We start from the raw sequence: 20,569 nt of genomic DNA, 5'->3' as shown, positions 1-20,569 counted from the left end.
GGCGCGAGCCCTCAATCAAGTCCCGTCCACCGCCACCGCCGTACGGTTGCCGTTGAGATCGACCGTGGCGTTGATGCGGTTCTTCGTGTCCGCCTGGTCGCGGATCGTGATGTTCACACCGGCAGCGCCCGCGAGCTTGCCCGCCGAGGCCGCCAATAGGAGTCGCAGGATGTGCCGCATGGTGAGAGCGCCTTCGACGACATCGTCGAGGATCTCGTCGACGGCGCTGGCAGCCAGCGCATTGGCGTCGATGGCGTCCGCCGCGAACTTGGCGTTGGTGATGGCGCCGGCGGCGATCGCCGCCGCATTGAGGACGTTCGCGGCCATGGCGCCGACCGAGCCGTCGACGCGGCCCGTCTGCAGCGCATTCGGCGCGGCGCCGACCCACTGCTGAAGATCGGCCTGCAGCAGGTCGGACCCGGCGACGAGAGAATCGAACACGTTCGCCGGCACCACCTGGAACTCGGCCCACACCGGCAGATAGGTCGCCGCGTCGTCGCTCTTGAGGATCAGGCGGCCGAGCGTGCCGGTGTCGGTGGCATCGAGCGGGATCGCGTACCAGGCGTTCTGATCGTGCGCGATCGCCGTCACGCTGGACCGCGCCGCGAAGGGGCCGGCCTTCGAGCACTCGACCGTCAGCGTGCCGGCGAGCGCCGTCTTCTCGGTGACGCCGTCGGCCTTGTCGAGGAACGGCCCGATGCGCACCGTGGTGGCAGTGGCCTGTCTGAGGAACGTCGGCATCAGGATCTCCTGCGGCGGTGTGACATCATGGCTTCGGGCGCGACGGTGCCCGCACCCGGCGCCTGGAACAGCAGCGTCTGGGAAAACTCGATCCACGGGTTGAAGTCGGACGAGCTGGTTTCGTCCTCGGGCAGATCGGTCAGCTGGTTGTCGCCGAGGCGCAGCGCGAAGGTCCGCATCGTGCCGTCGGCCAGGTGCGCGCGGACGCCCAGCTCGATCGCGAGCCGGTCGCCGGCGAGCGCGTTGACGTTGCTCAAGGCATCGCCCGGCGTGGTCCAGGCCAGCGGGAAGGCGCGGTTTCGGAGCGAGGTCGAGAACTCCGAGGTCAACCCCGAGGCATCGAAGGCGAGCAGGATCCCGCGCAAGGTCAGGCCGTCGCTGGAAACCACCTTCACGAGCATCTGCGCCCGGAAGTCGTTCGTGGCGGCGCCCTGCTGGCACCGCACCTGTCCCTTGACGGTGCCGGCGATTGCCTGGGCCTGGAGCGGATCGGAGACATATTGCCGGTGCAGGCAGTCGACGGTGCCGGGCAATGCCACGGTGGCGTTCTGGCCCTTCGTCTGCGTGTTCATGTTGGTGTTGGCGCGCGCGATCACCATCCGCTTCCGGGTCGGCGGATTGACCGGATCGAGGCTGCCCCAGCCCGCGTCGAACGCGGGGTTGACGGCGGCATCGCCGGTACTGGGAAGGTAGAAGCGCGTCGCCATCAGCCCACCTGCTCAAGCGTGAAGGTGGGTCGCCAGAACTTGGCGCCAGGCGTCGGCGGAACCGGGAAAGGCGGGATGATGCGGAAGGTGGCGGCTGCCTGCGTGCGCGGCAGCACCCAATCGAACCGGATGGCACCATCCTTCAAGGTGTTGTGGAAGAAGTCGTCGAAGATCGCGACCTGCGCCGTCGTCATCTCGACCGTGCCCTGAATCGGCCGCACGTCCTTGGTGAAGCGCCGGCGCGCCTTCGCTTCGCCCGCGTCCATCTGGGTGCGCAACAGATTGTTGCCCCAGGTCTCCTGATGCCCTTCGGTCAACACGAAGGGAGGCAGTGTCACGGGCCACACGGGGTTCGCCATCAGCGGCGCCCCCGCTTGAGGGGATAGGTCTGCTCCAGCGCGGCCGACAGCTTGCCACCCTTCATGATGTCCGCCGCCATCATGTCGCCGACATAGACGGCGATCTCGCGCCGCCCGTCCGACCCCTGCCGCTCTTGCGTGCGCGACTGCTGGCCGGTGCTGTTGATCACCGTGACCTGGACCTTGCTGCCATACTTGTCGGCGAGCTGGCCCGGCCAGCCGACTTCCTCGCCATCCTTGGCAATGATCGGCCGCTCGCCGCTGACAAGGCCGCCGCTGTGCATGCGCCGCGCGCCGTCGAAAACAGAGGCATCGACCCAGCGGCCCGAGCCACCGGGCCCGACCTTGCCGCCCTGATGATAGGTGCCGCCATAAGCCAGGTCCCGGCCGGCGGTCGTCGAAAAGGCCGATCCGATTCCCGCGCTACCACTGCCGGCGCCGGGGACACCGCCACCGAACAATGAATCGAGGATGTCGCCCAGCACCGGCTCGCTGGTTCCCAACAGCGCGTTCTTGAAGGGGTTCATGACCGCCAGCTTCAGGAATGTCTGCATCAACTCGGACGCGACGGCCTTGCCGAGATTGTTCAAGCTCTCGAACGCGTCCTTGCCTTCGAGCGACATGCTGGTGATGGAGGAGCCGATGCGATCGAAGGCCTGGCCGAAGCTGTCGGCCAGCAGGTTGGCCAGCGGATCCATCGACTTCAGTTCTTTACCGGCCGCCGCGACGGCACGGGTGAAGGTCTCCTGGCTGATGACGCCGGCGTCGAGCAGCTGCTGATAGCGCTGGAGGCTGGCGTTGTATTTTTCCTGCGGCGTCAGCAGGCTCTCGGTCAGCTGAGCGCCCATCTTCTGCAGTTGGTCGAACGCATCGACCTCGTCCATCAGCGCCTTGGTCCAGGCCTTCGCATTGGTCTCGAACTGTTTCTTGCGGTCCTCGTCCTCTTTCCGAAGTTCCTGGTCCAGCTCCAACTGACTGTTGAAGATGAAGGCGTTGCGATCGGCCCAGGCCTGCTTCTGCGACTCCCATTCGTCCTTGAGCCGCTGATCGTCCCGTTCGTGGCCGAGCCGAATGGCCTTCAGCATGTCGGCGTCGGCCTGCGCCGCCGCCTCGGCATCGGCCGCGAACTGGCCGCCGGCAATGTAGGGCGACTTCAGATTGATCAGCGCGACACGGGCCTTCTGCAGCTGATCCTCGAGCTTCTGGATCGCCGCCGTAGTTTCCTGGATCTGCCGTTGTCCCTGGACGTCGCCCGGCGCATAGGTCTGCAGCTGGGCCTGGCGCTGATACGTCTCGGCGAGCTGACGCTGCAGCTCATCGACCACGCCCTGTGCCGTCTGGACGTTCGTCGTGTATTGGGCCGTCGCATTGAGATCGAGGAGCTGCTGCCGGGTCAGCATCGCCTCGTTGCCGGCCTTGATCGCTTTTGTATACAGGTCCTCGACGGTCGTGCCGGCCTTGATGGCGTCCTGGTAGGCCTTCGTGGCAGCACTGGCGTCGTCGGTCCTGTTTTTGCCGAGCACCAGCGCCAGGGTAATGCCGGCGATCGCGGCGGCGGCGGCGATCGCCAAGGGGGCAAAGGGCGTGATCGTCGCCAGGAGCGACCTGAAGCCGGCCGACGCCAGCGTGCCGCCCTGCACCAGCGCGCCCATCACCTGCGCCGCTTCCATGGAGGCGACGGTGAGCGGATCCATGCCAGCCGCCAGCGCTTGGAAGCTGTTCACGCCGGCGGCGCGCAGCTCCATGAGTCCGATGCGATTGATGGTCCAGCCGGCCGCCAGGCCATCCTGCTTCGGCTTGAACTTGTCGGTGGCGGCACCGAGGCCGGCGAGGCCGGCACCAAGCTGGTCCGTCTCCTTGCCGAGCTGGTCCGTCTGCCCGCCGGCCTTGGCGGCTGCCTCGCTCAGCTGGGTTAGCTCCGCCTTGGCGGCTTTCACCTCGCCGACGAGGCCGGAGCTGTCGGCCTTGAGCGTGAGCCCGAGAACCAGGTCTGTCATGATCTAGACCGCCGCTCGACGAAGATCAAAAGCGCTTCGTCCTCCATCCCGCGGAGATCCTCGAAAAGCGGCGGCGTGATGGTGACGCCGGCCATGTCGGCCGCCGCGCGGACGCCGGGGTAGTCGAGGCCGGTCGGGATACCGCTCATGCCCGCATGTCGCCATTGAGTCTGCGCGTCGAGGAACAGCGACAGCGCCGGCCAGTTTTCCGCCAGCACCGCGCAGTCGTTCGAAGCGTGAGCGCCGTTGCTGGTCCATCGGGCAATCTCTTCTTCGCTGGCGCCGAGCCTTCTCAGGTCGGCTTCGACTTCGTCCCCGTCTCCGCGTCGGTCGCCGCCCGCCCAGTGGCGGACGGCGTCACGGAGTTTTTTCTTTTCACTCCGGAGATGCAGGCGATGTAGGCCCGCATCAGACCGCGACGCACATAGGGGATGTCGACAAGGGCGGCGCGCCTGATCTCATCGAACCGGATCTCCCCACCATCCTCGATCGTGATGCCCCCCCAGCCCACGAGAACCTGGTTCAGGAGCGTCGCGTCCGTTCCGTTTCCGGCAAAGACAGCATCGATCTCGGACTGGGGAAGAAGCTGAAAATGCGCCGTGAACTGACGCGTCTCGGTGCCGCCGCCGTCGACCGGTTGATCGACATCGACGGGCCACTTGACGATTCTCTTGGCATCCAGAACGAACATGTCACTTCACCGTGATCTTGAGTTCGTCGTTGCCGGCGTTCGGATCCAGGCCGAGATTCATCGTCAGATAGGCGACCCCGTTGACGTTCGTCTTCTTCGGGTTCGTCAGCTGAACCTTGGGCATGTCCAGCTGCACGATCTTGCCGCCGCCGACGCCATGGATCAGCTGGATCACAATGCGCGTGTTGGCATCGACGATGGGATAGAAGTTCTTCCCCGCGATCGTGGGGTCCTCGATGACGACTGTCCCGACCGGCTCGCGATCGGTCGCCTGGACGTCGTTGGCATTGACCAGGTCCCGCAGTTCCAGGACCGTCGCCAGGTTGACTTCGAGCGATCGCAGGACGGCGGCGTAGCCGTCGATCGTGAAGGTCGGGGTATTGACCTTGTTGACGACGATCGCCGGCTTCCAGAGCGTGAAATCCGGCGTCGCCATCGCGGTATCGGTCGGCGCCTGAGGCAGTCCGACGGCCTCGAAGCCGAGCTGCGGAATGTCGTTGGCGGGGAATCTGATGGCACTGATCATCCCGCGCAGGCCCAGCAGCTTGTGCAGCTGCCCGTCCATGTTCCAGTAGGCGCTCGCGGACTCGTCGCCGGTCGAGATCGGGTTGTACTGGGTGTCGACGCCAGGATTGTTCACCTCGGCGAAGCTGCAGGCACGCAGGATGGCACCATAGGCCGGAACGGTGCCGGCGGCGCCCGCGCCGGCCAGCTCGACCCAGCCCTTGATCCGGCCGAACTTCGTGGCCACGTCGCCGCGAGAACGCGCCAAATAGGGCAGCACGCGCTTTGCCGACGTGTAGGTATATTCCGGATCGTACTCGGCTTCGTAGACCAGCACCGCCTCGCTGCCGGTGGGCGTCGCGTCGACGCCATAACCGCCGGCCTCGCGCTTCAGCGTCAGGACTTTGCGATTCCATTTACGGGGCATGTCAGCCCTCCTTCTTCAAGCGCGCGGGTTTCGCCGCCGGATCCGCCGACGGTGCTGGGACCGGGTCGTTGACCTTCGTCAGCTCGCCGGACTCCGAATTTCGGACATAGCTGCCGCCCTCATGCGGAACGGGCAGCTCCTTCTTTTCGTCAGCCCTCGTCACGTGACCCTCAGTTGGAAGCCCGTCCGGTAGCGCTCCAGCCACCAGATCGTGCCGTTCATGAGCTGCACCAGGCCGCCGCCGATCAGCTCGACCAGATCGTCCTCGGGCGCGGGCGACCAGCCGACCAGGCGGCCGCGCACCGCGATCTTGACGTCCTCGATCGTGCCGGCGGCCTGGCCGCCCTTGGCGTCGGAGACATCGCGCACCGCGAGCAGCACGCCGAACGTCATTGCGACCTGCTGGATGACCGCAATCGTCGCCGATCGGTTCGGCTGCGCCGTATCGCCGATCGGCACCAGGAAGGCGGAGGGCGACACGGGAACGCCCCGGCTCTGCTCCATGGCCTTCTGGATGTCACCGGCGCGGCCGACCGCCTTGAGCGGCGATCCCGCCCAGCTCGTCAGGCGCGTTTCCACATCGACCAGCTTCATGCGCCACCAGGATGCGGTGACCAGGCCGCGCGGACGTGATCGCCGAGGATCTGCTCGATGCCGTCGCGGTCCTGGTTGTCGATGCCCAGGAAGGGCCGAGCCGGGATCGTGACGGACTTCTTTCGCGCCCAGCGGCCACCGACCATGAAGCGGAGGAAGCCGCCGGCCTTTGCCATGATCGTGGCGCCGAACTGGTGGACGGCGGCATAGATGACGTTCGTGCCGACCTCGACCGAATTGCTCGACGCGGCATGCGTGATGGAGTTGAGCAGCCGGGCGCTGTCGACCAGCGTTCGGCCATGCTCCTCGGCCGCGCGCAGCGAGATTCGCCAGGCCTGGCCATCGGGACCGATGCCGCGCTCGAAGCGCATCTGGGTCGAGGTCTCCAGCATGCCGCCGATCTCGTCCATGATCGGTTCGAGATCCTGGCCCAGCGCGATGAGGCGCTGCAGCCCGGCCTGGGCGTCCTTGTCGTCGAGCTCGACGGTGAAGGTGAGGCCGCTCATGCGAAGTCGCCCAGGGTTTCTCGGCTGAAGGTCCGGTCGGGCGCATCGATCTGCACCGCCCCGCCGCTGACGGCAGGCGCCTGCCCGGCGACCTGGAGCTGAATGGTGCCGTTGGCGATGTCCCGCAGCATCTTCAGCGCGTCCTCGTAGTTCTTGCGCACGACGTCGGTCGGGCCGTCCTTATGCAGGAAGTAGCGGGCGATGTCGCAGGCCAGGCGCACCAGCAGTGCCGGCACGGGTGCCAGGGGCAACTGAAGGCCTGCAGATTGCAGGTAGCCGTCGATTGTCTGGTCCGCATCGGCCAATGCCCTGCCGACGACCGTATCGTCGACGGTCGTCTGCGGCACGTTGGTCCGGTCCGTGAGCTGGACCAGCTCAACCAGGCCGAAGCGATCGATCAGGTCCTGTTTGACGGCGTAGGTCATGGGGTCCGCTTGTCAATCGGGCGCGATCGGCATCTGCCGACCGCGCCCGCGCTGAAGACTGGAACGGGTCGGCTTACTTGCTGGTGGTCTTGGCCTTGGCCTTGGTGTCGTCAGCATCGCCGGCCGCTTCTGCGGCGCCGGCGTCGATGAGGCCCTGCGCCTGATCGTCGTCCTTGACGTCGATCGTGGCGCCGGCCTTGTAGCGCTTGCCGTCGTAGTGGACGTTACCCTTGGCAGTGAGCTTCATGGTTTCCTCGGAGTTGATCCCTGATCGGATGTGGGAACCGCCCCCGGCGGCCCCCACTGCATTGCCACGGTCCGTCCGCGGCGCTGAATGGCCCATCTAGAGGGCCTGGAATTACACGACAGTGTTCTGGAAGAAGTAGCCGGCGTCGATCGATGCGATGACTTCGGCGACGCTCTCGCCGACGCGAACGCGCTGACCGCCGCGCAGGCCGATCTTGCTGTCCGGCATCGAGCCCGCGATGCGCGTGCCCCACTGCGCCGTGTAGCCATAGGTGACACGGCTCTGGGACTGCGGGTTGGCGAGCGGGTCGATGTAGAGCAGGGAGGCGTGCTTGCCCCACACGCGAGCATAGGTGGCCGCCTGGCCCTTCTTCGCGGTGTTGAGCCAGCTCTCGCCTACCATCACCTTGTTGAGTTCGAAGAGCTGCGCGATGTTCTCGCGGGTAGCGACACCGCTGTCGCCGGCATTGCCCAGGACCGCCTTGACGATCTTCGGATGCTGAGCGAGCTGGGTGAACACCGACCGGCCGAGAACCATCGTGTTCGGACGGATCAGCAGGGTATCCAGCGCACCCATAATGGCGCTGATCGGATTGGAGTTGACGAAGTCGGACCACTGCGAGGTGCCCGCAAGCGTCGTGCGGTTGGCGGCCTGATAGCTGGCGTTCGCAAACACCAGGCCCGAGACGCGGACCTCGCGGTCGAGCCCAATCAGATCCGTCACGCCTTCGACGGCGCGACCGAGGGGATCGTAGCCCTTGGGCGCGTTATCGATGTCGGCTTGCGGCACGGGATCGTCCAAGCCGTAGTCGCTGGTGCTGCCGGCCTGCTCGGTCGCGGAAAACTCGACCTCGTTGGGAGCGCCGCGGCGCCCGACCTTGGTGTCGGGAACCGAGAAGCCCTCGGCGATATTGTACTGCCACCACTTGAACTGCTGCACGCCAACCGGTACGCGGGGCAGGACGTCGTCCGCAATCAGCCGGTTGTTCTTGTAGGCGATCGCGATGCCGGTGAGTTCCGGCTGGATCGGGAAAGGCGCCTGAGACATCGAGAAGCTCCTGAGAGGGGTTTAGTCGGCTAGCCCGATCAGCCCTGCATCGTGTGCTGGCTGAGAAGCACGTCGCCGATGTCGCCGGCGGCCTGCGTATTCATGGCGAAGCCGATGACGCGGTTGTTGGTGCCGGCGCCGGGGGCGGCCGCGACGGCCTTGCCGTTGGCGTCGGACGTAACGGGTCCGCCGCGCGTGACGACGCCGGCGAACTCGATCTCGACGATTCCCTGCAACACGACATCGACGCGGTCGCCGCTGGCGACGCCGCTCGGCTGGTCGACGACGCCCATGAGGAAGTCGGCCGCCGCAGCAGCCTGAAGCACTTCGCCGTCATTGGCACCGCTCTTCACGATGCGATAGTTGGAGATCGCACCGCCGGCCTTGAAGCTTTTGGTCTGGATCCTGGTCGTCATGGATCAGCGTCCCTTCTTGATGTTGGCCAGGGCTTCGCTGGGCGAGAGCGTACGGCCCTTCGCCGCCGCCGCCGCCTGCACGTCCTGGATCTGCTCGGCGAGCGCGACGGCATCGCTGGCGGGCTCGCCATGTTCGCCGCCGGCACGCTCGGCAAAATCGACCTGCGCCGGCAGCGTCGACAGGAATTCGCGGAAGAAATCGCGAGGCGCCTTCTTCACGGTCTTGTCGCCTTCCGCGAACTCGACCGTACCCTGCTCGGTCAGCGACGACATGAAGGCGACGAGAGCGGCGCGCTGAGCCGGTAGCACACGGCCCTTATCGATCAGCGCGTCGAGGAAGCGGCCGTCGTCGGCGCGGCGATTCGTGGCTTCGAGGTCGGCGATGCGGCGCTGGCTCTCGGCCAGCTCGGTACGCAAAGCCTCGTCATTCGGATTGGCAGCGGTCGTGTCCGCCGCCGCTGCAGCGGCGGCCGCAGCCTGCTCTTGGGTGGTCTTCACACGAGTCTCCTTGGGTTGCGAGGCCGGCTCGGCGAACGATGCGCTCGGCGCCGTCATGTCCTTCTGCTGCTCGCGGCCCGCTGACTGCAGCAGATAATCGATGGCGTCGCCCGGCAGCGCCTTGTCGGCATCTTCCTGGCCGAAGCGCGCCAGGATCCAATCGCGGAGCCCGCGAAGCATTCCGCCGATCGAGCCGGTGTCCCAACCGTCCGCCAGCTCGACGACGCCAGCCTCGATCTCCGAGAGCGAAACTTGCTTCAGCCCCTTCACAGCGGGCGGCTGAGCGCCGAGGAACCCGACATGGCGCAAGTACCAGCTGCCGGGCTTCGGATTGTTGGGAGAGGTCGGTTCGTAGAACGACGCCGAGACCTTCTTGAAATGCCCCTTGCGCACCAGCTCGGCGAACGCGGGGTCGACCTGGTCGGGGTTGGCCGCCAGGCGGCCGCCCTCAATCTTGAGGCCCTTGACCCAGCCATAGGCCGGGCCGTCATGCACGGGATGGCCGACGACGATCGGGGCTTCATGCAGCGCGGGGTCGTAGGCCGACGCCGCGGCAGCCAGATCGGCATCGGCGAAAGTCACCTTCTGGCCGCTCATCGCGACAAAGGTGCCGGGCTTCAGGATCTCGATCGAGTTCAATGTCGTCGCCGTTCCTGGGGTGAAATCCGCAGCCGCGTTTGCGTCTGGCGGGGATTTCGGCGACCGTAGAGGCGAGGGTCGGGGCATTGAGCCCGGACAATTGTCCGGGGTCCGCCTAGGCGAGGATGGAAGGGTTTGCTAGGCGCGGCCCTTCGGCAAGGGCTGCGGGGCGGTCGAGGCCGCCTTCGCTCCGCGCTCGGCGGGATCGCCGCCTGGGCCGATCTTCACGATCTCGACCACGATGCCGCGGGCGCGCAGCGCCTCGGCGAGGAGCTGCGTCGCCTGGCGGCCGACGGCGTCGCGGCCTTCGGTCAGCCGGATTTCCGCCGGCGCGCCTTGCTCGGCCGCCAGCCGGTCGATCTCCTGGAGGGTCTGCTCAGAACGGCGCCGTGCGAGCAGCCGCTCCGCATCGGCCAGGATGGGATCGGTGATCGCGCGCGTCCCATCGACCAGCCGGCGCATATGGCGCGAGGCCATGCCGAGGTCCTCGGCCAGCGCCGTCTGCCATCGCTCGCCATGGAGCGCGGCGCCAATCTCCGCGAGCCTCTGGCGTCGCCGCGCGGCTTCGTCGTCGCGCATGTCAATCCTCGCCTTTTCGAGACCCGCCGAGCCAGAGGACCATCCACCCCAGAGCATTCGTCTGTGGCTGGCCCGGATAGGCACCTATAGAGAGACCTAAGCGATAGGGATCGCCATGACGGAGGAATCCGGTTCGCCTCCTTGCGCCTTTTTCCGCGAGATCGGGCGGCGACGCGGGTGGGAATTCCTCGCCGCCGGCGACGTCGTAATCCTTCACGTCGATGCCGCGCTGGGTCAGCCATTCGACAAGGGCGGCGCGCTGTCGCAGGTGGGCTTCATAGCTCTCGACTGGGTGATGGCGCAGGAACGCCGCCTCGCTGGCATAGCGGGTGATGACGATGTCGCGCGGCGGCGTGCCGAATTCCGCGATAAAGGATTCAACCCGTCGCTTGGCCTTCTGGAACGCGTCCATGACTCCTCCGCCGGTCCTCGCCGCTGCCGCCCCTACCTGGCGCGGCAGAAGCGAGGGTCGTCAGCCGATCACATCGAGGCTGATGGCGCCGCCGTTGACACAGTAGCTCTCGCGCTGGGCCGGTGTCGGGAACTCGCTTTCGAAACCGGCGATCTCCGCCAGGCTCCAGAGCCGCTCGGCAGTCGAGGCGACATTGGCCTCGCGGTCGGCATTGACCTGGGTATAGAGCGCAGCCACTGCCTCGTTGCTGTCGTACCCATGGGCCTCCAGGTTGGCGACGGCGACATCGAGCGCGCGTTCGGCGGCGGCCTCGCGATCGGCAAAGCTGCGGCAGTCGAAATGGAATTTGAGATTGGTGATCATGATAACCGGGCCTCCTATGCCCTGGTTGCGGCGGACCCAACGCCCTGCCTGTGGTCCTAATATATAGGGCCACCCGGGGCGGCCGTCAAGACCGCCCGGCCGCAAAGTCTCAAACCGGCGGGTCTCCACTGCCCGGCAATAGGGGTTTGCCGGCCTTTTAAACGGGGTTTTAAACGGGGTGAGGCTCTCCCGGCTAGGACGGGGGCACCCCAGGCCCCTGGAAGGCCCTTGGCGGGCGTTTTCCGGGAGGTTGACCGGCGGCCCTGGCCGGGCCAGATTCGAGGGGTCATCCCGCGCCGACGGCTAGAGCCTGCTTCTAGGACGCGAGGACAACGCCCGGTGGCCTAGCGCCGGGCGGTTCCTTTTGGGGCCTCAGGCCTCCGGTCGCCGGTAGGCGAGCTGGCCGCCCCGCTGCTTCTCCAGGTATCGCAGCTGATCGGGCGTGAAGGCGGTCACCGTCGACCAGCCGGGCTTGCTGATCGTGAAGAGGCCGAACACCGGCTGCGTCTGCCCCTCGATCTGCCAGCGCGCCATGTAGCGCCGCAGCAGCGTGAAGCGGCCCTTCGGATATTCCTCCCACTGGAGCCAGATCTCGTCGGGCCGCTTGATCGTGTCGGCAATCAGCAACAGCGACCGCTCGCGACCGCGCTTCGTGATCTTCAGCACGCCGTTGCGGTCCTGGAACATCTCCTCGCCGATGACGACCGGCTCATCGAGCGCATCGCGGAACACGATGGCCTTGCCGCGCGCCGCGCCGAACTCGGCGAGGAAGCGATCGAGATATTCCTCGGGTGTCAGGCCGGCAGGCAGAAGGCGGCTCGCCGGCGCCTCGCGCGGATCCGGCATGGCCACAGCGGCCGGCGGTCCGATGAACGGCGCCGGCAATGTGCCGCTCTCCGGCGGCGGCACCAGGCCGCGCAGATGCGCCTTGCCGACATTGTACCCGAACCCGGGGTCGATGCCGCGCGGCACCTCGGTGATCTCTCCGGTGCGCGGGTTGCGCCAGGCCTGCATCGGCGAGGGCGGCGCCGACGGACTGACCTTGAAGCCATAGCGCTTCAGGTCTGCGTCGCTCAGCTGCTGCACGCTGCAGCGGCAGCGCCAGCCGTTCGGCGGATAGTGCGTATTCCACCAGGCGTCCGCGACCGGCAGCACCGTGCCGTGCCAGGCGCGGTGCAGGGGCCGCGTGCGATCGTCCTTCACCGCCGTATAGCGCAGATAGGGCCTGCGCCCCTTCAGCCGGTCGATGCGCTCCCATCGGCCGGCCGCGTAGCTGGTGCGCATGTTCACGTCGAAGATGATCTTGAGCCGCCGCGGACTGCCGAGCTGCACCCGCTTGCTCTCGCCGGTGAGCGGATCCGTCATCGTCTGCTGTCCCCACCAGCCTTTCGACTGCAACAGCGGCGTCAGGTCTTTGCGGAACTGGTCGAGCGTGGTGCCGTTGCGGATCGCGTTGTCGACGGCGCCGCGGATGTCTTCGAGGATGTCATAGCGCATCGCCTTCGCGACGGTGAAGGCGCGGGCATGCTCCTCCTGCCAAACGTCCTGCCAGGCGAAGCCGAGCCTGTAGCCCTTCTTCTCGAAGAAATTCACCGCCTCCTGGGGCGGCAATGGCTTCAGCTCGACGGCCATTCGGCGATCCCGATCCCCATGGCGTCGAGTTCGATTTCCTTGGCGATGAGCAGCTCGTCGCCGGGACCGACACGCGAGGTGAATATCTTGAGGTCGCCGCGCTCGTTATGGCCGGCGATGACGAGATCCGCCCAATCGACCTTGGCCGCGGCCGCCAGCGCCTGTTCCGGCGACCAGCTGGACGAGGCCGGCAGCTCGACAATGCGCGAGGCAGGCTCGCCCGCTGCTTCCTTCTCATCCGCCATGTCACTGCCCGGGCGCTGTTTGATCGTCGATCGGCGCGCCCGTCTCGCCGGCCAGCCGCGACGCGAAAACCGACTGCGCCAGCAACCTCTCCAGATCGGCGTCCGTCATCTCGGCCAGCACGGTGAGCAGCATATCCCTGGCTTCCTCGAGCGAGGTCGCCTGATCGAGGCGCTTGCGGATGGGATCGATCAGGGGCGTCAGGATCTTCTCCCAACCATCGATGCTGCCGATCAGCTCGTCGATGCTGTCTCTGTTCGCCGCGGAGGCCTCAGCGAGCGCCGTGGCCGTGCCGTCTGGAGCCGGAGCCGCGGGGCGGCCGTTGAACGGCGAAGGCACCGCCGGTTTCTCCGACCACTCGCCGCCATAGGTGTCCTGGATGTATTTGAGCGTGGGCTTGAAGCCCATATCGTAGATTGTCTTGTCGCGGTCCGAGAGAGCCACCAGATCGGGCGCGTCGTCGATCCGCCGGTAGACGCGAGGCTGCTGAGCGCCGGGGAAGTTCCATTCGGTCAGCCAGCGGGCCGGACCGATGTTGAAGGACTCGCAGACCAGGTCCGCATCGGCCTTCACCAGGTCCTGGCGGACGTCCATGTGGACCTTCGCCTGAGATTGCGAGGATCCGTCGTCGGTCGTCATCGTTTGCCCGACCACCACCTTGGAGATCGCGGCATTCATTTTGTCGTGAAGGGTCACATAGTCGGGGGTTGCCGATCGCGCGGCTTCGAGCAGCTCGATCTTCATGCCCTCCGGCACGATGATCGCGGAATCGGTCGTGATGGCAACAAGAGCTTCGAGCAGCTTGCGTTTCTCGTCGGGCGTCGCACCCGGGCCGTACTCGCCCTTCGGCGTCGGCATCGCCAGCTTGTCGAGGAAGATCAGCCAGAACTTCAGGCCGTTGCGCTTGAACAGCACCGGCCAGTAGAGCCAGTGCGCCAACCCGAGGCCATAAGGATCGTCGTCGTTGTCGCCGCCCGTGGCGAAGGTCCAGAACTTCCGCTCCGGCAGGATCTCGCCCTGCGGCTGGGACATGGTCAGCAGGCGCAGCTTCCCCTCGTTGTCGAAACGGAAGCGGCGCTGGCGGCGAACCTTCACGGCATCGAGAACGATGTTCGCTCCATCGCGCGCCCAGAGGCATTCGCCGACCGCGTAGCCGTAGAAAACGCCGAAGAGCATCTTGCTGGTGACCATGTCCCAGCGGATGCGCTTGAGCTGCTCGGACAGGAACTCGGCCGCGGCCTTGTCTTGCGCGGAGGTGCCGCCGGGCAGCACTTCCCACTCCTTCGATACGACGGCGTGCCGTCGTTGCTCCAATGTCGCCTTGACCTGGTCGTCGGACAGAACCTGCTCATAGAGCTGGTAGTCGTAGCCCTTGGCCTGCAGCAGGCGGTCTGTCGGTTGGATCGGTCCCGGCGTGACGAAGCCGCGCGTGATGTCGCGCCCGCCGCCTGACGTCGCGATCTCTCCGATGAAGGGCTTGGTGTTTGCGTCAGTCGCCATCAGATGAAGCCTCCCATATCGGTCTGGCCACGCACCGTGCCGAAGCCGTGATCTTCGTCGATGTTGTCGCCACCAGGCCCGTCAATGCCTCCGCCCGGCATTCTGATGGAGCTGGCGCGCGGACCAGCCGCGGTGAATTCCAGCGGGACGACCTCCACGATCGTGGCCGCGTGGAAATTCATCAGCGCAACGGCGGAGTCGCCATGACGGCGCCCGCCGTCGGTGCCAACCTCTCGAACGTCTCGTGGCATCTTGATCACGCCGCTCATCTCTCGGAGCTGCCGCAGGTCATCGCGCACATCGAGGTCGGCGGGGATCACGATGGTTCTGCCTTCGAAGGCCGCGCGGAACTTCGGGCCGAACTCGCGCAGCCAGGCATCGTTGGGCATCAGCTCGATGATGCGATCGGCGCCGAACTTCTGCCGCGCCTCCTGAGCCAGCGCCATACCATTGCCGTTGGCGTCAAGAACGCCCCTGTTGAAGCGGCGCAGCTGCCCGATGATCCAGAATAGGGCTTGGCGCTGCTGGTCGTAGGGGCAGGACCGCAGCTCCACGATCAGCGGAACGCGCCGGACGAGTTTCTGGTCGGTGTAACCGACGACGATGGAGGTGCGGTCCTGTCGCATGGCGAAGTCCTCGCCGATCGCGGCGGCGAGGCTTGGCATGGTGATCAGGATCGGCAGGACCTCCCGGACCAGCCAGGTCCTCATCTCGTCGCGGCGCAGAGCCTTGGGCCAATCGACGAAGTTGGCGGCGGGCGGCGCCCAGCGCTTGACCGAATAGTCGGCCGAGCTGCAGGCTTCGATCCAGGCCAGCGGCAGTGCCACGCCATCGCCCTCGCGCGGGATGGCGTCCAGCTCCTCGCGCATTGCTTCGGTGCGGGTGCCGTAGGCCTTGCGGATCCGCCCATACCATTCGGCCTTCAGAGCCGGCGTCGGGGTCCAGCCTTTCATGAGGCAGACGCGCTCATAGAGGCCGTTGTCGACGGCATCGTCGAAGGTGATGCGGTGGATCTTGTAGTCGTATTTGCCGGCGCGCGTTTCCTTGATCAGTTCGGCGAACGGATTGGTCGCGCCGTTATGCGTCGAGATGATGCGGATCACGCCGCCCCAGATCAGGAGCGCGTTGCAGGCGTCGATGACGGCACGGACATTCGGGTGGAAGGCGGCCTCGTCGATGATGACCCGGCCCTGCAGGCCGCGGATGTTGGCGGGCCGGCTCGACAGGGCGGCGATCTGGAAACCCGAGGCGAAGCGGATCCGGTAGGCGCTGATTTGCTTGCTGGTGCCATCGTCCTGAGTGTCGTCGAAGACGAACTCTTCGACCTCCAGCAGCTCCTTCGCCACGGTCTTCGCGAAATGCGCGCAGACCCGGACGAACTCCAGGCCCTTGTCCTTCGTGTCGCCGATATACCAGGTGTTGTCGCCGCCGGCGCTGCGCGCGGCCATGGCATGGAGCGTGGAATCCAGCGCCTCGGCGAAGGTGATGCCGGTTCGCCGGCCCTTCTCGGCGAGCTTGAGCGGGGACTGGTCTTCGGCCCAGTCGCGCTGATGCTTCATGAGGATGCCGGCGGCCAGCGGATCGAGGTCCGCCGGCGGAAGCGCGCCGGTGGAGATCAGATCGACCGGCGATCGCGGCGGCTCGACCTGGGCGTTCATCCGGGGACCCCCAGGAACTCCTTGCGCAGCTGGGCGATGCGCTCGGCCGAGAGGCCCTTCTCGCCGGCCTTCACCGCCTCGGCCTCGACCTCGTCGAGTTTCTTCGCGAAGTCCTTGCGGATCCGCGCCTCGCGATCGACGTCGAGCTTGCCGGCCTGGGCCAGCTTCTGGATGGCGCCAGCGGCGAAGTTTGCTTCCTGTGCGTCGAGTGTGGCGATGCCGCCTTCTTCGTTGACCATGAGCTTCATGATCAGGGCTTGCATGAGCTCGATGTTGAGTCGGCCGGTCTTATTCTCCGGCCCGTCGCCCAGCGCTTTGATGATCGATTCGGCGGCGTCGCGGGAGTGCTTCAGCATCTCCCGGATGGAGTCGATCTGCTTGACCTTGCGCCCCAGCGCCGAGCGGGAGACATCGACATCCAGCTCCCGGAGCTTCGTCAGGATCTCGTCGATAGTATGGCCCTTGTCGCGCAGCTCGCCGATCAGCCCGCGCAGCTTGGGGTCCAGCTTGTCGATGGTGGATGGCCGTGCCATGTGCCGGCGCCTCAGTTCGGGCCGGGCCGCTTGACCCCCGGCACGATCTCATTGCCCAGCGCCACATCGCGGCCGCGATCGGTGATGGTCGCGACCATGAGCGACCCCATCGTCTCGACGGTGATGTAGCCCTGGCCCTGCAGCCAGGTCAGCTCGGACTTGACCTGGTCGCGTGTCGTCACATGGCCCATGGCATGGAGCGCCTGGTGCAGGACGCTGTCGTTGCCCCGGTAGCCGGGCGCCTGTTCCAGGACGCGCAGGATGGTGATCCGCCAGTGCTCGCGCAGGTGATCGATGTAGCTGGTCATTTGGTCTTCCGCAGGAACTCGTCCATCCGGTTGAACTGGTCGCGCATCAGCTCGTGAAGCCCTTCGAGACCTTCGAGCCGCTGGTTCGTCACTTTCAATTCGCCAGACAGGTCGGACATGGCCAGCTCGACGCGCCCGATCGCCTCGTTCGTAGGCAACCGCCCGAGATGATCCTCGATGCGCTGGAACCGTGATTCGCCCGTGGTGAGCCTCTGCCTGTGATCGTCGATCCGCTTCTCGATCGCGGCCGCGCGGGCCGCAGCTTCATCCGCCACGGCCTTGATCTCTTTCTTGCTGACGCGCCGGCGTTGATCGAACCAGGAATGCACCACGACCCCCAGCGTCGCGAGCGCCTGCAGCGCCATCAGCCAGAAGATCGCCGCGTTCCAGTCGATGCCCTGCATGCTGGTCTACTTCGCGTCGGGGGCGCATTCGGCCGCGGTGAGGCCATCGGCCTTGCACCAGGCCTTGATGAACCGCGTCCACCATTCTCCCAGCACGGGCTTCTCGGCGACGGTCGCAGCCTCGGCCTCGACCTGCTCGGGGCTCATGCGGGGGAAGCCCGGATCCTCCGGCGCGATGACGAGGCTGGGCGTGCAGGCGCCCAGCGCCAGAACGGCGCAGACGCTAACCGCCAGGAGTGTCGCGGCGAGACAGCTTGCGCGCGATGTCCGTGGCCTGGTCGGTCGAGACAGATTTCGCATCGATCTTTGCCCCTTGCTGAAGCCGTTCATTCTGCTGCGTGACGAGGTCGGTCTGCACTTCGCGCTTGCCCGACGCCTCGCCCTTGCGCATCAGCCAGATCGCCGCCCCCACCAGAATCGCGATGAAGGCGACGAGCAGGCCGAGCGCGATGAGGCCCTGCGTCACGGACCCTTGGCCGGCCCAGCTTGGGGCGGCGTCAAGGTCCAACCGGATTTTTCGAGAACGCCGCGGCAAGTCTTCTCGACGGCAGCCACCGTCCAGTCATCCCAGGTCGCCTCGGAGTGAGCCGCGTAGGCCTTGAACAGCGCCCAGCCCGATCCGATCAGACTGGGCACCTGTGCGGCGATCGCGATCAGGACGGTGGTCAGGATGCTGGTCCCAGCCACTGCAACGGTCGCGGTTGCGATGTCGGCAGCATAAGCCGCAGCGGATAGCAGGCAGAGAGTCACGAGCGCGAAGACGCAGGCGAAGACCGGCGCCAGGCGCGGGCGCAGGATCACGCGCGCGAGCGCGCGGAAGCCAGAGACCTGGGCCGTCAGGCCCAGGATGAAGAACAGCACGACGAGTCGGAGCGGCGCCACGAAGGCGTCATAGATGAAGCTGCGGAGACGGAACATCGTTACCTCGTTTGACCGACGATGGAATTGGCCAACAGGAAATGCTGCACGTTCCGCGCCGGGTCGGCCTTGCCGAGCGCGGTGTTGTAGTGGCGCTTGTGGTACTGCGCCATGGCCTCGGCGTCGTGCGCGGCCGGGATCGGCTCGGCGACGCGAAGGTAGTGGAAGCGCGTCATCGCGGCGGCGTAGCGCAGGTTCCACATCAGCATATCGGAGCCGCGATTCTCGCCGATGCCGCAGGCCTTATAGACGAGGTCGATGCGCGCGACGCTGGGGTTCAGATAGCGGTCCCAGATGTCGTCATGGGTGGCGGGCTCCATCTGGAAGAGGCCGCGCGCCGGCCCGTCGCGACCATCCTTCCCGATCTGGCGCAGGCTCGTCAGCTGGTTGCTTTCCGCAAGCCCCGTGCCCAGCAGCAGCACCTCGGCCGAAGCCCCGCCCAGCTGCATGGCGTCGAGGGCCGGACGGATCACAAACCGCAGGAATTGACGGGGGTCGAGCATGGCCGCGATAGTCGTCGCGGGCCTGCCGCTATGGCGCCAAGACATTTGTCTGGTTCGACCGCGCCTCAGGCGCCGTTCAATCGTCCTTCGAAACCCGATCGAACAGCGGAAGATCATCGTCGACGCGGCCGCGGTGCCGGCTGACAGTGCGCTGGTGAACGCCGACCGCGCGCGCCGTCTTGGTGTTGGAGCGGCCTTCCCGCAGGTTCTGCCGGATCGCCCGCCAGACCCGCTTGCGATTGCCGAACGGACCGAGCGGGATTTCCAGATGGCCCGAGTTGAATTCCTTGATCATCTTCGCCACGGCCTCGGCGCCGATCGCGCGCACCAGGACGCAGTCTTCGGCCGCTTCCTTCGGGATATAGACCGGGATCCCGCCGAACTGGTCGCCGAGCTGCAGCGCGACGCCGAGCCCGCAGGCCTCGGCGATCCGACGCAGGATCGGGGGAAGCTCGGAGAGATCCTCAGCCATCAGCCTTGCTCGCTCACGGCGTGTCTCCGCCGTAATGGTTGGGCCGAATTGCCGTCGCCGGCCCCGGTGTGAGCGCCACGACCGGCCGCGCGGCGGCCTGGCGCGCGAACGCGGCTCGGCGTCGGCAGAAGCAGCCGACGTTGAGATCGGTCGTGCCGGCGGTGAGATTGAAGGAGCAGCTGTCGGGCGGGCAAAAGCACTGCCGATCATCCATGGGCTGCCTCCTTGCGACCGCTCGCCAGATCCAGCGGCGTCGTCCGGTCGAGATGCTCCCGCGTGTGTCGCGGGCAATAGTGGCGATCGGGACCGACTTCGAACGCATGCGTGGCGCAGATCGGTTCGTCGCATGTCTTGCCGTTGCCGACGGGCCAGTCGCAGAGGAAGGCGCTCATCCGCTGGCAGGCCGTCTTGTCGTCCAGCTCGAAGGGCGCGAGGCAGGGCTTGGGCTTGTTCTTCTCGCCCCGGCGATCGAACTTGATGTGCATGACGCCCTTGCCGTCATCCGTGCGGTACCACGCCATCACCGCACCCTCAGATCCGCCAGCTCCGGCGCGGCCATGTCGATCGCGTCGAGGATCGCCGCATAGCCCGAGACGGTCATGGCGGCGTCGACCTTCTGCTCGATCGTCAGCCGCCCGTCGTCGAGGCGCAGCGCGACGGCCGCATCCGAGCGCCGCGCCGACACCACCGCGAACAGCGTGCCCAGCTGGGACGCCGTCAGCTTGACGGGGTAGGTCTTCCGTCTCGCCATCAGCCCGGCCCCTGGCCGCGCGCGATCGCGGCCTGCTTGACCGCTATGCGCCGGTCCCGAACCTGCTCGGGCTCCTCCAGTCGGTCGCGGACCTCGCGCACTGCCATGTCCCAGCCGGCGACCATGCCGGCGTTGTAGCCTTCCACTCTCTGAGCGAGGGCGGCCTTGTTCATCTCCAGGATCAATTCCGGCATGGCGGCCAGCGCGAGGGGAACCCCAGTCGTCGTTCCAGCGTGCTTGGTGATGATGCCGGTGATACGGCTGATCTGCAGCTCGCCCTCGTTCATTTTGGCTCTCCCGATCGGCGGCTGATCCATTCGGCCTGATAGTCCTCCAGCGCCGTCATGAAGCGCGCCATGCGCTCGCGGGTCGGGCAGACGATGAAGCTGGCGAGCAGCTGGATGAAATGCCCGGTGCGCTCCACCTCGGCCAGCGCGCCCGCCGCGGTCTTTCCGGCCATCCGGCTGGGCAGACTCAGCTTCAACGGATCCTTCG

At 66.5% G+C, this 20,569-nt stretch carries 35 protein-coding genes; all 35 read right to left on the bottom strand.

The window, feature by feature from the left end; genetic code table 11:
* Positions 1-15: 15 nt before the first annotated feature.
* Complete coding sequence (locus tag ACREE8_RS02695) at positions 16-741, bottom strand: hypothetical protein (RefSeq protein WP_431571440.1); 726 nt, start codon at positions 739-741, stop codon at positions 16-18.
* Positions 741-1,448: a hypothetical protein gene (locus tag ACREE8_RS02690; RefSeq protein WP_431571439.1), complete on the bottom strand. Its 708-nt coding sequence runs from the start codon at positions 1,446-1,448 to the stop codon at positions 741-743. The genes ACREE8_RS02695 and ACREE8_RS02690 overlap by 1 nt, the downstream gene beginning before the upstream one ends.
* Positions 1,448-1,807 (bottom strand): hypothetical protein, encoded by a 360-nt coding sequence (locus tag ACREE8_RS02685; RefSeq protein ID WP_431571438.1) that lies wholly within the window; start codon positions 1,805-1,807, stop codon positions 1,448-1,450. Before ACREE8_RS02685 ends, ACREE8_RS02690 begins: the two co-directional genes overlap by 1 nt.
* Complete coding sequence (locus ACREE8_RS02680) at positions 1,807-3,804, bottom strand: hypothetical protein (protein ID WP_431571437.1); 1,998 nt, start codon at positions 3,802-3,804, stop codon at positions 1,807-1,809. Before ACREE8_RS02680 ends, ACREE8_RS02685 begins: the two co-directional genes overlap by 1 nt.
* Complete coding sequence (locus tag ACREE8_RS02675) at positions 3,801-4,022, bottom strand: DUF1799 domain-containing protein (RefSeq protein WP_431571436.1); 222 nt, start codon at positions 4,020-4,022, stop codon at positions 3,801-3,803. The genes ACREE8_RS02680 and ACREE8_RS02675 overlap by 4 nt, the downstream gene beginning before the upstream one ends.
* A gap of 74 nt (positions 4,023-4,096) precedes the next feature.
* Positions 4,097-4,495, bottom strand: a complete 399-nt coding sequence (locus ACREE8_RS02670; RefSeq protein WP_431571435.1) for a hypothetical protein — start codon at positions 4,493-4,495, stop codon at positions 4,097-4,099.
* A gap of 1 nt (position 4,496) precedes the next feature.
* Positions 4,497-5,426: a hypothetical protein gene (locus ACREE8_RS02665; protein ID WP_431571434.1), complete on the bottom strand. Its 930-nt coding sequence runs from the start codon at positions 5,424-5,426 to the stop codon at positions 4,497-4,499.
* A 1-nt stretch (position 5,427) separates the two neighbouring features.
* Entirely contained in the window at positions 5,428-5,589 is a 162-nt protein-coding gene (locus ACREE8_RS02660; RefSeq protein WP_431571433.1) for a hypothetical protein, read from the bottom strand.
* Entirely contained in the window at positions 5,586-6,020 is a 435-nt protein-coding gene (locus tag ACREE8_RS02655; protein ID WP_431571432.1) for a phage tail terminator protein, read from the bottom strand. Before ACREE8_RS02655 ends, ACREE8_RS02660 begins: the two co-directional genes overlap by 4 nt.
* A complete protein-coding gene (locus tag ACREE8_RS02650; RefSeq protein WP_431571431.1) occupies positions 6,017-6,526 on the bottom strand; it encodes a phage virion morphogenesis protein in 510 nt (169 codons plus the stop codon). The genes ACREE8_RS02655 and ACREE8_RS02650 overlap by 4 nt, the downstream gene beginning before the upstream one ends.
* Positions 6,523-6,951 carry a gp436 family protein gene (locus tag ACREE8_RS02645; protein ID WP_431571430.1) on the bottom strand — a complete coding sequence of 143 codons (429 nt, stop codon included), beginning with the start codon at positions 6,949-6,951 and terminating at the stop codon, positions 6,523-6,525. Before ACREE8_RS02645 ends, ACREE8_RS02650 begins: the two co-directional genes overlap by 4 nt.
* 73 nt (positions 6,952-7,024) lie before the next feature.
* Complete coding sequence (locus ACREE8_RS02640; RefSeq protein WP_431571429.1) at positions 7,025-7,198, bottom strand: hypothetical protein; 174 nt, start codon at positions 7,196-7,198, stop codon at positions 7,025-7,027.
* Positions 7,199-7,309: 111 nt separating this feature from the next.
* Entirely contained in the window at positions 7,310-8,245 is a 936-nt protein-coding gene (locus ACREE8_RS02635; protein ID WP_431571428.1) for a phage capsid protein, read from the bottom strand.
* A 38-nt stretch (positions 8,246-8,283) separates the two neighbouring features.
* Positions 8,284-8,661 (bottom strand): DUF2190 domain-containing protein, encoded by a 378-nt coding sequence (locus tag ACREE8_RS02630; RefSeq protein WP_431571427.1) that lies wholly within the window; start codon positions 8,659-8,661, stop codon positions 8,284-8,286.
* Between the two features lie 3 nt (positions 8,662-8,664).
* Entirely contained in the window at positions 8,665-9,798 is a 1,134-nt protein-coding gene (locus ACREE8_RS02625) for a hypothetical protein (protein ID WP_431571426.1), read from the bottom strand.
* Positions 9,799-9,936: 138 nt separating this feature from the next.
* On the bottom strand, positions 9,937-10,377 hold the full coding sequence (locus ACREE8_RS02620) for a hypothetical protein (protein ID WP_431571425.1): 441 nt from the start codon (positions 10,375-10,377) through the stop codon (positions 9,937-9,939).
* 1 nt (position 10,378) lies between these two features.
* Positions 10,379-10,789: a hypothetical protein gene (locus ACREE8_RS02615; protein ID WP_431571424.1), complete on the bottom strand. Its 411-nt coding sequence runs from the start codon at positions 10,787-10,789 to the stop codon at positions 10,379-10,381.
* Positions 10,790-10,849: 60 nt separating this feature from the next.
* Positions 10,850-11,152: a hypothetical protein gene (locus ACREE8_RS02610; RefSeq protein WP_431571423.1), complete on the bottom strand. Its 303-nt coding sequence runs from the start codon at positions 11,150-11,152 to the stop codon at positions 10,850-10,852.
* A gap of 372 nt (positions 11,153-11,524) precedes the next feature.
* Positions 11,525-12,784, bottom strand: a complete 1,260-nt coding sequence (locus ACREE8_RS02605) for a PBECR2 nuclease fold domain-containing protein (protein ID WP_431571422.1) — start codon at positions 12,782-12,784, stop codon at positions 11,525-11,527.
* Positions 12,769-13,029, bottom strand: a complete 261-nt coding sequence (locus tag ACREE8_RS02600; RefSeq protein WP_431571421.1) for a hypothetical protein — start codon at positions 13,027-13,029, stop codon at positions 12,769-12,771. Before ACREE8_RS02600 ends, ACREE8_RS02605 begins: the two co-directional genes overlap by 16 nt.
* Position 13,030: 1 nt before the next feature.
* Positions 13,031-14,527 carry a DUF935 domain-containing protein gene (locus ACREE8_RS02595; protein ID WP_431571420.1) on the bottom strand — a complete coding sequence of 499 codons (1,497 nt, stop codon included), beginning with the start codon at positions 14,525-14,527 and terminating at the stop codon, positions 13,031-13,033.
* A complete protein-coding gene (locus ACREE8_RS02590) occupies positions 14,527-16,185 on the bottom strand; it encodes a hypothetical protein (RefSeq protein WP_431571419.1) in 1,659 nt (552 codons plus the stop codon). Before ACREE8_RS02590 ends, ACREE8_RS02595 begins: the two co-directional genes overlap by 1 nt.
* The gene (locus ACREE8_RS02585; RefSeq protein WP_431571418.1) at positions 16,182-16,718 is read right to left on the bottom strand and encodes a phage protein Gp27 family protein; all 537 of its coding nucleotides are present in this window, start codon (positions 16,716-16,718) and stop codon (positions 16,182-16,184) included. The genes ACREE8_RS02590 and ACREE8_RS02585 overlap by 4 nt, the downstream gene beginning before the upstream one ends.
* An 11-nt stretch (positions 16,719-16,729) precedes the next feature.
* Positions 16,730-17,026 carry a VpaChn25_0724 family phage protein gene (locus ACREE8_RS02580; protein ID WP_431571417.1) on the bottom strand — a complete coding sequence of 99 codons (297 nt, stop codon included), beginning with the start codon at positions 17,024-17,026 and terminating at the stop codon, positions 16,730-16,732.
* On the bottom strand, positions 17,023-17,430 hold the full coding sequence (locus tag ACREE8_RS02575) for a hypothetical protein (RefSeq protein WP_431571416.1): 408 nt from the start codon (positions 17,428-17,430) through the stop codon (positions 17,023-17,025). Before ACREE8_RS02575 ends, ACREE8_RS02580 begins: the two co-directional genes overlap by 4 nt.
* Positions 17,431-17,436: 6 nt before the next feature.
* Positions 17,437-17,577: a hypothetical protein gene (locus ACREE8_RS02570; RefSeq protein WP_431571415.1), complete on the bottom strand. Its 141-nt coding sequence runs from the start codon at positions 17,575-17,577 to the stop codon at positions 17,437-17,439.
* A 76-nt stretch (positions 17,578-17,653) separates the two neighbouring features.
* A complete protein-coding gene (locus ACREE8_RS02565) occupies positions 17,654-17,896 on the bottom strand; it encodes a hypothetical protein (RefSeq protein WP_431571414.1) in 243 nt (80 codons plus the stop codon).
* A complete protein-coding gene (locus ACREE8_RS02560; protein WP_431571413.1) occupies positions 17,893-18,348 on the bottom strand; it encodes a hypothetical protein in 456 nt (151 codons plus the stop codon). Before ACREE8_RS02560 ends, ACREE8_RS02565 begins: the two co-directional genes overlap by 4 nt.
* 2 nt (positions 18,349-18,350) lie before the next feature.
* Positions 18,351-18,851 carry a hypothetical protein gene (locus ACREE8_RS02555; RefSeq protein ID WP_431571412.1) on the bottom strand — a complete coding sequence of 167 codons (501 nt, stop codon included), beginning with the start codon at positions 18,849-18,851 and terminating at the stop codon, positions 18,351-18,353.
* Between the two features lie 76 nt (positions 18,852-18,927).
* On the bottom strand, positions 18,928-19,323 hold the full coding sequence (locus ACREE8_RS02550) for a hypothetical protein (RefSeq protein WP_431571411.1): 396 nt from the start codon (positions 19,321-19,323) through the stop codon (positions 18,928-18,930).
* A 13-nt stretch (positions 19,324-19,336) separates the two neighbouring features.
* Positions 19,337-19,537 (bottom strand): hypothetical protein, encoded by a 201-nt coding sequence (locus ACREE8_RS02545; RefSeq protein ID WP_431571410.1) that lies wholly within the window; start codon positions 19,535-19,537, stop codon positions 19,337-19,339.
* Positions 19,530-19,844 carry a hypothetical protein gene (locus ACREE8_RS02540; protein ID WP_431571409.1) on the bottom strand — a complete coding sequence of 105 codons (315 nt, stop codon included), beginning with the start codon at positions 19,842-19,844 and terminating at the stop codon, positions 19,530-19,532. Before ACREE8_RS02540 ends, ACREE8_RS02545 begins: the two co-directional genes overlap by 8 nt.
* Positions 19,844-20,074 carry a hypothetical protein gene (locus ACREE8_RS02535; RefSeq protein WP_431571408.1) on the bottom strand — a complete coding sequence of 77 codons (231 nt, stop codon included), beginning with the start codon at positions 20,072-20,074 and terminating at the stop codon, positions 19,844-19,846. Before ACREE8_RS02535 ends, ACREE8_RS02540 begins: the two co-directional genes overlap by 1 nt.
* A complete protein-coding gene (locus ACREE8_RS02530) occupies positions 20,074-20,361 on the bottom strand; it encodes a hypothetical protein (protein ID WP_431571407.1) in 288 nt (95 codons plus the stop codon). The genes ACREE8_RS02535 and ACREE8_RS02530 overlap by 1 nt, the downstream gene beginning before the upstream one ends.
* The coding region (locus ACREE8_RS02525; RefSeq protein WP_431571406.1) for a hypothetical protein at positions 20,358-20,569 on the bottom strand (212 nt) is incomplete at its 5' end. The genes ACREE8_RS02530 and ACREE8_RS02525, both read right to left, overlap by 4 nt.

This window comes from Hypericibacter sp. (assembly GCF_050729195.1).
Taxonomy (GTDB): Bacteria; Pseudomonadota; Alphaproteobacteria; order Dongiales; family Dongiaceae; genus Hypericibacter.
Note: the sequence above shows the minus strand (reverse complement) of the source record. Positions and strands in the feature narration are given on the sequence as shown.